Origin of the sequence: Aquipuribacter sp. SD81, assembly GCF_037153975.1 — a bacterium.
GTDB lineage: Bacteria > Actinomycetota > Actinomycetes > Actinomycetales > JBBAYJ01 > Aquipuribacter.
In genome coordinates, this window is sequence record NZ_JBBAYJ010000016.1 from 82,798 (window position 1) to 93,724 (window position 10,927).

Here is a 10,927-nt window from a genome sequence, read left to right on the forward strand (position 1 = left end):
AGACTGGTGCCTCGTCTGTCGCCACGCTCCGTTAGTCAGCCGCGTCTGTGTCTCGACTCGGGTCTGCTGAGCTCCACACGACGGACGTGCCAGCGGCGGCGATTGTCAGGGAGCACCAGGCATGACCCGCCTCGGGCGAACCAAGGCGCACAGCGTTCCCGAGCGTTGAGGAGTGAAACACTGCTGGTATGCGGACCCATCTTCGGGATCGATTCAAGCCCGCAGCGACTTCGGCCGCTAGGGCCCCAGCGCTGCCCCGAAGCAACATAATCACCGTCGCGCTCATCTCTGTTGCGGTCACACTCGTCCTAGCGTTTCTGGCATTCGCGACACTAGTCGGCCTCGCCACGCCAGGGGGCCGCCTTGATCTTCCGGCCGAGGTTGATGTCTTCGAGGTTGTGCCAGCGGCGGGTACCCTCTTGGGCTTGATTGCGGTCGTTCTCGCTGGTGTCTACGCCTACCGGCGGCAACGCATTACGGAGGTGGACGCTCACAGCGCCGAGGCCGTGGAGCTTTCTCGGCGGTTCGAGTCGGCGACAGCTCAGCTTGGCGCAAGTAGCTCAGCGCAGAGAGTTGCTGGCGTCTACGCATTGAGCCGGCTTGCGGACGAGTGGCCTGAGCAGCGGCAGACGTGCGTCGACGTGCTTTGCGCCTACCTGCGCATGCCGCCGGGAGCAGTCGAAGAAGCTGGCTCAACTACAGAGGAAGCAACATCGCTTCGCGCTGAGATAGAGGTGCGTCGTACTATCCAGCGCGAAGTTGTGATCCGACTCGACCACAACCTTGAGGATGCGTCCGAGACACCGACCAAGGTGCCGGTCGAGGCGGGGACATGGACCGGTTGCACGCTGGACCTGCGGCGAGCGGTGCTCTACGACTGGCAGGCCGACCGAGCACGCTTCAGTGCACAGGACTCTTTCGATGAGGCTGTTTTTGAGGGAGAGACTCTCTTCCGCAAGGTAATTTTCGACGGAAATGCCGAATTCCACACCGGCGCCCACTTTGGGGGCGACGTAGCATTCAACGACGCTTTTGTTCACGGGGAGGCAGGCTTCATCAGCGCGAAGTTCGATGGAGAGGCCGAATTTTGCGCTTTCGAGGCAGGCAAGGAGGCCTTCTTCGTGCACGCCATTTTCGAAGGCACCATCGATTTCCGTGACTCCAGCATTGGACCGGGTGGGCCACCGAGTGCAACTATCAGACGAACGGCCAGAGGCCGCGAGGCTTGAATGTCGTGAAGGTGCCGAGGGCAGCAATGCACGCGTAGGTGACGCCTGACGTCTGGTGTGGTCGTGTGAGCCGCGCAGGTGTCGTCGGGTCCGCGGCACGCGTCGGTGACAGCTGTCGTGTGTTGCCGCCGACCGGCCCAAGGTGGGTCGCCGTCGCGCCGGGGGCCGCAGCTTGAGGAGCCCCACTCCGTCCCTGTGCGGTCTCATGCGCTCGTGTCCGGCAGTCACTGGCCAACCGCGGCCAGCAATGGACCGAGAACTGTGCCCGTCTCGTGCCCCCGAACGAAAGGAGGCGTCCGAACCTGCAGGTCAGCAGCCGAACAGCAGACGCTCTTGAAAGCCGTTGAACAGGTAATCATTCCTGTTTCGTGGGTTCGAATCCCACGCCCTCCGCTCAAACACGACAATCCCTCACCAAGGAGGCGCGGTCAAGGGGGCTGCCGGTTATCCACAGGGAGGTCGATGAGGTCGAGACTGCAGGCCTCACCCACGCGAAGCCTCGGACGCGCGGCGGCAGCGCGACCCCACAGCTGGACGACATCGACCTCGTCACCCAACGCGCCCTCAGCGAAGGACAGCCACCCCCGTTGGGTCCGTTGTTCACCTTCCAGGTGCCCGTTGGTGACGTCGCCGCCCTCACCGGCCTCGACTTCGGACCGTTCCTGGGCGCCGGCGACTACCAGCCCGCACGACGCCCGCTCGACGAACCCACCCCAACTGGATGGAGCGGCACCGGGTGGGTGGCGGCTGTTGACGGGGCTAGGTGACATGCAGCTGCGTTCGCTGGCTGACGACGCGTCGGGAGTTGATTCCCGAGGGGGGCGGTGCTCGGCTTCACGCGCCCCGCGGACATCACAGGGCAGTTGTCACCCGGCCGTGCAGCAGTCCCGAGCATGCAACAACCTTGACCGCTCGTCGTCTGAGGTCTTTACTCTGGGAATCGCGCCACACCACCAGCGCGTCGTGGCGAGGTTCAGACACAGCGACTGTTGGCTGCGGCTTACGGGGGACCGCCTGCCTGGCCAAGCGTCGGGTCCGAGGGGAGCCACCGCCATGTCCACTTCGGACGCGGACACGACCGGAACCTCTGCATTGGCCGCCGGCACCCGGACTTTCCGGTCGGACACCTCCCCAGCGCGAACCGCCAAGCGCCCACGGGGCGCAATAGGGACGAGAGCGGGTGACACGGCAGCCGGCAGGTCGAAGGCTGGGGCCGCCACGGCCCCGAACCGCACCAAGCCGAACCTCTTTTCGGCCGGATGCGACAAGGTCCTCGACGCGTGGGGGGTCACTCGTCAGTTCGAGTTCGGCCAGTTCGTCATGCTGTACCACCGCGAGACTGTGAGTGGACAGGAAGTCACCGTGCCCGTGACGGTGATGCCCGACGGTGCAATTAACCAAGTCGCCCCGCCCCCCGCGTCAACCGCGACCGCGTCGACAGGCTCATCGGCGACGACCGGCACCGCAGGAGGAACGACCGGGACCGCCGGCGCGGCGGCGGGGGCGGCGTCCGGTGGCTCAGCGGCCACACCCGCCCGCCGCGTCACGACCAGCGACGGCTCCAACGATCTGGCCTGGCTTGAGGGCGGCACCCGGTCAGCGTCCTTGCTGGAGACATTGGGCGGTGTTCCGCTGGCCCTTCTCGGCCGGGTGAGCAACCCGATCGGCCTGCTCACCCAGAGCCCGGTTGAGAAGAAGGTCTCTGACCTGTCCCCGGTGCTGTCGGGTGGAAGGGTCACCGTGGACAGCAAGGCTCGCTACCCGCAACTGAGTGGCGCAGTAGCGGAGGCGCTCAAGTCTGGTCTCGCAGTCACTGTGCTCGCGACGAACAAGCCGGCCCTTGACGACTCCGACCCCACCCAACACCTGTTGGTGCGGCTCACCCCGGAGTCCACCCCGGTCACCCTCTCCGAGAACGAAATCGACACCGCGATCGCGACCGGACAGATCGCCCTTCCCCGCGGGGAGCAACTCGCCATCGACGCCGATGTCACTGCGGCACTGGTCGCAGGGCAGGCGATCCAGCTCACGGTGCGGACCGGTACTGGAGAACTTCGCCTCTACACGGTGCGTCCCTCCCGCACCGCCGACGCCGCCGCGCCGGCCGCGGAGAAGTTCGTGGTGCATGACCTTGCGGCCTTCCTCGCCGACCCGGTCGTGCCGAGCCTGCAGGCAACACCGGTGCGCGTTCCGCTGGACGCCGCCGCCGTCCACGCACTCCGCACCAACCAGCCAGCCACCGTCGCGGTCAATGGAACCAACATCGAACTTCGCATCAAAGCCCGCGCGTCACGCCTGCCCGCCGCATCGATCTCTCGCGAGGCACGGGTCAACCGGGGCCGCATCTGGGCACCGATAGCGCGGGCGTTCGCGCCGCCGACCGCCCGCCTCGCCTCGGACCCCCTCCTGCGTGACCTGCCGCGCGGTGGCCCGTTTGAGCCTGGCTGGGACCCGAGCGACGGCGTCGGCGAACTCCCACACGGAGCCGTGGCAGCACCCGCGCGCGCACTTGGACTTCCCGGCGTGGACGGAGTGCTGACAGGTCCGTTCTGGGATGAGGTCGGCCTCACGCTCGACCCGGACGCCGGGCCTTGGCCGGGGCTGGAACAGCCGATACTGGAGCTCGAGCTCGACTACCGATATCTCCTCTGGCTCGAACTGCTTGAACGCAGACGCCACTCGCCGCCGGGAGCCGGCGGCTCCACTGCTGTGCCCGGCGCTCCACCGGGAACCGCGAGCGCCGACAACTTCCCGCGAACCAAAGCGACGCCACTGCCCGTCGCGCTGCTGCTGCCGTGGCGGCAGCGGTGGACGTTCGAGGGCTGCTCCCGCGGCAACTTGCTGTCATCGATCGCGCTGGCTCCGGGCGAGACCCGCACCATCCGGATGTACAGCTGGGAACGCACGGCCAAGGCACTCGAACAATCCACCGAAACCGAGACCGAGCTGAGTCAGGACTTCACCTCCACCACCAGGGACACAGAAGATGTGTTCCGCGAGATGACCTCCAGCCAGGACTTCAACGCCCAGGCGCACGGCGAAGTCGACGCCTCCTACAGCACCGGCTTTGCCTCCATCACCGCCGGCGCGGGCGGCTCGCTGCAGAACGGGTCCGCTCTGGAGCAGGTGTGCCGGACCACGTCTTCCAGCATGAGTGAGACGGTGCGGCGCGCCTCGGCGCGGGTCCGGTCCCGGCGGATCACGAAGATCACCGAGTCCCAGGAGTCCATCCGGGGCGACGAGGTCATCCGGCAGGTCAACAACCCCAATCGCTGGCACACGCTGACCCTGGACTACTACGAGCAGCTCGCCCACTACACGATCACCACCGCCTTCGTGCCCGCGAAGTTGAAGACCGTAGTGATGGTGCCGAACCCGTTACGCGGGGTCGTTTTCGACAACCTCACCGTGCGGACCAACGAGACCGCGCTGCGGCAGGCTCTGCTCACTCCCGATCTGAGTGGCGGATTCGCCGCGGCCAGGCTGCTTGCCAGCTACAAGCACGCCTGGGAGGAGGCCGAACGGACCGCCGCCCGCGCCAAGGAGGTCGCCGAGTTGGACCGTCAGCGCGTCGAGCCGGCCGCCAGCGACACCACCGCGCCGAAGGCGCCGGACAACCCACACAAGGCCGTCCTCGAGGCGACCCTCGACCGGATCAAGACCTCCTCGGCCGCGGTGCTCAGCGCCGAGATCAACTCGGCGTTGGCCACCATCGCCGCGCATGGCACCGTCACCGCGGACATGCGCAAGAAGGGCCAGATGTGGCTCTGGCGTCGACTGGTCGAGACCCGACTCGGCATCGGGTTCATCAACGCCCTCGCACAGATGCGTGACGCGACCGCGAGCCCGCTTACCCCAAATCATGCCCGCGCACTGGTGGACGCGGTCCCCACCGGGTTCCCTGGAATGAAGGACTTGCACTCGTTGAAGGACAACGAGAAGGAAGAGGGCGCACTCGCCGCCGAGTTTCACAACCGGATGGGCGCCCCGTGGGATTGGGCCTGGTGGTCCGGCGAAGCTCGCAAGAACGGCCTGTACGACCCCGACGACAACGGCATCGCGGCCGCCTGCGAACGACTGATCAAGATCCTGCGCGACTACGACGCCAAGGAGGCCGAGGGCGGCGCGGTCCTGGCTCAGCAGGAGATGGTGAACAAAGCCAACGAGGCACAAGCGGCGGCAAACTGGGTGGACAAGCTGGAGATGAAGTATGGGCTTGACGAGATCGCCGACGCCCGCGAACGCGAGGACGCGCTGCTGGCGCACCTGAACGGTCATGCCGACTACTACCGGTACGTGCTGTTCCAGGCGCTCCCACCCGGAGAGCAGCTGTCGGCGCTCGCCGCGGCGGCGCCGCAACTGCGGGTAGGGTTCTTTGAACCCCGGGTGGTCGCACACAGCGGCGACCTGCTCGCCGTCCCGCTGTCGCCGACCGCCAAGAGCGAGCTTGAGACTCTGGTCAAAGGCATCTCCGACACGCTTAAGCAGGCTGCGGACGAGGCGATCAAGATTGCCGAGGAGATCGAGGCCGATGACGTAATCTTGCCCACCCCAGGCCTGACCGTGGAGACCTCGCTTGGCAAGTGCAGCGCGGCCGAACCGCACCAGGTGGCGCTCAACGACCTAGAGCTCCAGCAATTGCGAGCCGCCCTCGCCTTGGACGAGGCGGAGGGCGGCCGTCGCACCAACAGGCTTGCGGCCGGCGATGTTTCGGCGTTTGAGTCCCCACCGACCCCGCTGGCGGTCGACCTGCACCTCCACCACGCCAGCGGCGGCAGTACGAATGCGGACGGCACCGACGCCCGCGGCGGAGGTCGTAGCGGCAGCGGTGCAGCCCCGGCGTCTCCGCCTGTCACAACCGGCTGATTGCGGGCTGGCCCCCTTGGCGCCCACCGACCGGGTGGTGTCGATCTCCTGGACCGACCCCGTCCCTACCACCACGAGGCCGACACCGGCGCAGCCCGTGACAAGCTCGCGCGCGGTCACTGTCATGCTGCCGAGGCTGTCCAAGGACTCGCAGGCTCAGCGCCACACGGTGACCAACGACCCGGAACAGATGCGCGACCTACTCTCGCTGTACCTCGCCACCGGTGGCTGGCCTGCTGTCAGGGAGGTTTACGAGGCAATCTTCAAGGCGGATCCAGCGGTCCCGGTCCAGCACGTCGCCAACGTCGCGCACAGCACCGCCGAAGCGCTCGTCGACGCCACCCTCCAACAGCTGATCAACATCGACCGACGAGCTCAACAGATCCTCGCCGACGAGCTGGCGTTAGGTCTGCGCCAGCTCAGGACCGCCGCGGTCACCTTCTTTCAACCCAACGTTCTCTGGCCGGGCGGCTCGCTCGAGGACATCCGGGTGCTCGCCAAGCTCGACAAGCATCCCTTCCGGCGAGGCATCACGCTGCGGGAGGGCACGCACCTGCAGGCGTGGAAGCAGTTGCTGGTCGATCTTGATCCGCTGAACCGCGCTATCGACACCGCCGCGGAGAAGTATCGCCCAATCGAGAACTATGCGCACGTGCTCGTCCCCGAGGCTCTCGTACGGTACCGGACGCCGGTGCTCAAGGCGCGCGCGGAGCGCGCCATACGGCTGCACCGGGACGTGACCCGTTGGCCGCTGCTGGCCTGGCTCACCTGGCTACCCCGCGATCCTCAGCCGCTGGCGCTCGTCGAGGCCGCCCGGACCGCGATAGCGGTGGCCGCGCGCGCCTGGCTGACGGTCGTGGAGAACTCCGAACTTCGCCGCCGTCCTGGTCGCGAGAAACTTGAACCGAACCCGGAGACGGCGGAGCGACGTTGGCGATTCAAACGGATGCATCCGGCGCACCTGGGCCCGGACCCGTTCGCACGGGGAGCTAAGGGCGTCTGGGTATACCCGAGGCTCATTGAGCAGGCTCGGCGGGATCTCGGGCTGACCCGCGACGCGGTGGTGTCCCACGCGGTGGAACGGGCCACCAGGAGCGACGTGCCGCTGACGTTCACCGCGCTTCTCTTCGTCCTCCAAATCGAGATCGCGATCGGATCCGCCGGGCTCGCCAAGCTGCTTGGGGCGATGCAGTCGTCCTGGCACCTGATGGCCGTCATGGACAAGGGGGACAACGAGCGGGCCGCCTTTCGAGCCATTCTGGACCCCTCGCGCTCCCTCGCGACCGAGCCAAGCTCCATTCCCGCGATCGGGGCGGCCATCAGTATGGCCGGCGACCTGCTGCCCGGCTGGAGCGGAGCTGTGGTTGGTATCGGGGGGTTCGTTACCGAGCAAATCTCCGGCACGGGCGGGCCGTAGGCATGACGAAGTTGCCCGCCGCGGCCCAGAAGGTGGCGGCGGCGGACGAGGTGCTCCCGGAAGCTGAATCGGTGGCGGCCGCGGTCAGCGGTGTTTTCGATGACGCCACCTCGGTGCTGGCCGCCCTGGGCTGGGCCACCCGGATCGGCACCGGGACCAGCGGGCCTCTGCTCGCTCGGGTCCGCGCCTGGCGGGAGGCGCTCGACTACGTCGTTGAGTACCCGAACGCGCCCGGAGTGAGGCAGTTCGCGACTAAGGTCGCCGACCAGTTGGCTGCGCAGCTGCGCGCCGTCGCCAGCGGCATGCCCGAGAACGTAGCCAAGCAGATGCGCGCCGACGCGGACGAGGTGCTGCGCGTCGCCAAGACTCTCGCTAAGCCGGTGGCCTCCGTGGTCCCACACGCCAAAAAGGCGGTGAAGCCGTACGCATCCCTAACCGACCTCGAGCGGCTCGCGGTCGCCGGTAAGCTCGGCCCAGCGTCCGACCGGCTGGTCGCCGCGTTCCGCGAATGGCACGCAGCGTTGCGCTCCTACGCCCTCACCGGAGTCGACCAGTTCGGCAACCCCCAGAGCCTCAAGGCAGCGGGTGACTCCTTGGCCACAACGATCCGCAGCGTCCTAAGCGGACGCAAGGCGGCAGCCCTGGCGAAGCAGGGCGTCGACGTAAAGCCGCCCGGCAAGTATGTCGACGCGATCGAGGTCGCCGTGGACACGCTGCGTGCGACCCAGCCCACCGAGGCCGGAGTCGAGCTACGCCGAGCCATCCTGCGGGGCCTGCTCCAGCCACCTACCCCAGAGTTGGGGAAGGTGTACCGGAACGTCATCGCTCCTGCTGCCGCCGCGCATCCGCACGCCTGGGACAAGCTGTGCAACGTGGTCGCCGCACTTCCGGCGGTGTCCAAAGGCGACAAGGACGCGGCGGACAAGATCGCGGGCCTCATCTATAAGACGCTCGGACACCTGGGCGAGTTGGCCGCCCGCGCGTCCGCGACCTACATCCGCAGTTACCAGGACGCGCTCCGGCACTCGGAGATGCTGGTTGACGTGCTGAACAATATCGCGTTCCTCAAGGCCGATAAACCGAAGAACTGGATACCTCCGTTCCAACTGCGGCTGCCGCAGACCGACCTTCGCGCCCCCGGCGTGACCGGCACCGGGATGCCGCTGTTCGTTGACGACGCGATCGCCATAGTCAATACGGACACGCGCGAGGCGTTCTTGACCTTTACCGCGCAGATGAAGGGCGGGGATGCCTCCAGCGCCGGGCTGTTCGCTCAGTGGGTTAAGGACCAGATCCGGCACTTGACCGGGCGGGTCCGCATCGAGACCGTCGACTACGTCCTGCTGTCTGAGCCGTGGGAGCAGATCGCCGAGATCACCGTGGTGACCCGGACGTTCTTCGGCACCACTACTCAGAGCACCTTGTCCCAGCTCGGCGACGAGATTGTGGTTGGCACGCTGCCAACCACTGGCGACCAACTGGCCGCGTTCGCTGAGTGGATCCTGACCTTGGCGGGCAGGATAACGCCCTGAACGGTTTGAACCGCCCTGAGTTCGGTAGAGACTCGGGCTATTGGATTTCGACCAGGGGCTGGTCGGTCCGTGAGGCAGCGTAGAACGCCTCCTCGAACTCCGTAGGCGGGACGTCGTCGAGGTAGCCGTGCAGGCGCTGACTGTTGCGCCAGTGGACACAGCCGAGGGTCGCGAGCTCGACGTCCTCGACGCTCTTCCACGGCTCTGATCGGGCCGGTCCGCGGATGAGCTCGGCCTTGTAGTAGCCGTTCACCGTCTCCGCGAGCACGTTATCGAAAGAGTCCCCGACGGTGTCGATCGAGGGGACCGCGCCGCTCTCTGCGAGGCGTTCGCCGTAACGTAGCGACGTGAACTGACGCCGACATCCGAGTGACACCGCAGTCCGGTCAGGTGGGTGCCGCGGGACCAGCGGGCCATCTCGATCGCGTCGAGCACCGTCTCGGTGCGCATTTTGGACGCGACGCGCCAGCCCACGATCATCCGGCTGAACGCGTGGGACTGCTGCACAAGCATGTGACACATGTCGGTGGCGCCAGGCCTACCGCGGAACGCATCGCCCTCGCTATCAGGCCCAGCGGGTGCCGTACTGGGTGGGTGACGGGCGCTGCCGCGCCGGGTCGGGGCAGGAGCTCCCAGTACTGCTTGCGTGTCGGCATGGCCTGGATGACCGGGGGCGCCGGCGCCTTCGAGGAGCAGGACGACGGTCACGAGGAGCCGCGCCTATATGTCGAACCCGAGGCGTAGTTCGCGGTGGGGCAGTCGCCGTCCGAGGCTCCACCCACAGCGGCCAGTCGGCCGCCTAGATGGCGTCTTGAGGAACTACCCCGTGCTTGAGCGCGCTGTCGTGGACCTTCACGCGGCGAAGCCGGCCAACGCCCTGCGGATCGCCTCCGATCGCGAGATGTGCTCGCGGGCAGCCACGGCGTCGACCGCGGCCAACTCTTCCGCGGTCAGGCGCACGGCGACGACCTGCATGGGCTCCGCGCCTCGACCGGGGCGGCCGCGTCCGCGTCGCTGCAGCCCCGCCACGTCGTAGCCGGCCCCGGCCTCGTCCGCCCACTGCTGAATCTGCTCGTCGCCCACCACGACCATTAGCGCATGACGAAATTGCGTGTGCTTGGAGCCGTCTCGGCTACTCGCGCCTTCTCGGAGAACACAACCGTGTCGACGTCTCAGTTCACTGGATGTGGGCCCAGCTCATGCGGGCACTGCTGAGCACAGCCCTGATGCCGTCACCCCGTCCGGCCGTCACGGACTGACGGCAGACGTCATCAGGCTGGCCGTGCCCGTCCCGTGCCCCCGGACCGACGCACGCCCATGAACCCGCAGGTCAGAGGCGGTACAGCAGACGCTCTTGAAAACCGTTGGGCGGGTACCCACTCCCGTCTCGTGGGTTCGAATCCCACGCCCTCCGCACTGTGATGTCTCAGGACATCGCGGACGGCCGGACCCACATTCTGTGGGTTCGGCCGTTCGTCGTTTCCGGCGGCCGCGGGGTCATGGGTGGCGTGGCTGGTAGCGGCGGGTGGGGTCGATGGTGAGCTCGCGGAGGAGCTCGCCGGTGTGGGCGTGGACGACGCGGACGTGGCGGTCCTGGGCGAGGACGAGGACGCGGGTTCGGGCGTGGGCTCGGCCGATGCCGATGGAGCGCAGCCGCCCGTCGTAGCGCAGGGTGATCTTGCCGCTGGCGTCGACGCGGTCGCGTCGGACCCGGTCGTGGGTGTCACGGTCCCGCCCGGCGCGCGCGGCGGGGGTGACGGTGGCGTGGGGCAGGGAGTCGTAGAGGGTGGCGGGGGTGGCGTGGTGGGGCAGGGACCGGTGGGGGCGGTGGTGGTTGTACTGCTCGACGAAGGTGTCGATGAGGCCTTGCAGCTGCTGGACGG

Annotated in this window: 5 protein-coding genes, 1 tRNA gene and 2 pseudogenes; 5 read left to right on the forward strand and 3 right to left on the reverse strand. The window is 67.4% G+C overall.

What is annotated here, in order from left to right; all coding sequences use genetic code 11:
• Positions 1–188: 188 nt before the first annotated feature.
• From WAA21_RS11295 to WAA21_RS11310, 4 genes are all read left to right on the forward strand, one after another.
• Positions 189–1,229 (forward strand): pentapeptide repeat-containing protein, encoded by a 1,041-nt coding sequence (locus WAA21_RS11295; RefSeq protein WP_336922908.1) that lies wholly within the window; start codon positions 189–191, stop codon positions 1,227–1,229.
• Positions 1,230–2,591: 1,362 nt separating this feature from the next.
• Complete coding sequence (locus tag WAA21_RS11300; protein WP_336922909.1) at positions 2,592–6,095, forward strand: hypothetical protein; 3,504 nt, start codon at positions 2,592–2,594, stop codon at positions 6,093–6,095.
• Between the two features lie 169 nt (positions 6,096–6,264).
• Entirely contained in the window at positions 6,265–7,512 is a 1,248-nt protein-coding gene (locus tag WAA21_RS11305; protein ID WP_336922910.1) for a hypothetical protein, read from the forward strand.
• A gap of 2 nt (positions 7,513–7,514) precedes the next feature.
• A complete protein-coding gene (locus tag WAA21_RS11310) occupies positions 7,515–9,044 on the forward strand; it encodes a hypothetical protein (RefSeq protein WP_336922911.1) in 1,530 nt (509 codons plus the stop codon).
• Positions 9,045–9,081: 37 nt separating this feature from the next.
• Here WAA21_RS11310 and WAA21_RS11315 read toward each other — a convergent pair.
• Positions 9,082–9,536: pseudogene (locus tag WAA21_RS11315) on the reverse strand (DDE-type integrase/transposase/recombinase); the annotation flags it as partial.
• A 360-nt stretch (positions 9,537–9,896) separates the two neighbouring features.
• A complete protein-coding gene (locus WAA21_RS11320) occupies positions 9,897–10,136 on the reverse strand; it encodes a ribbon-helix-helix protein, CopG family (RefSeq protein ID WP_336922912.1) in 240 nt (79 codons plus the stop codon).
• 243 nt (positions 10,137–10,379) lie between these two features.
• On the opposite strand from WAA21_RS11320, the gene WAA21_RS11325 reads away from it, so the two are divergent.
• Positions 10,380–10,455, forward strand: a tRNA-Ser gene (locus WAA21_RS11325).
• 86 nt (positions 10,456–10,541) lie between these two features.
• Here the strand turns inward: WAA21_RS11325 and WAA21_RS11330 are convergent.
• Positions 10,542–10,927, reverse strand: a pseudogene (locus tag WAA21_RS11330) (IS481 family transposase); the annotation flags it as partial.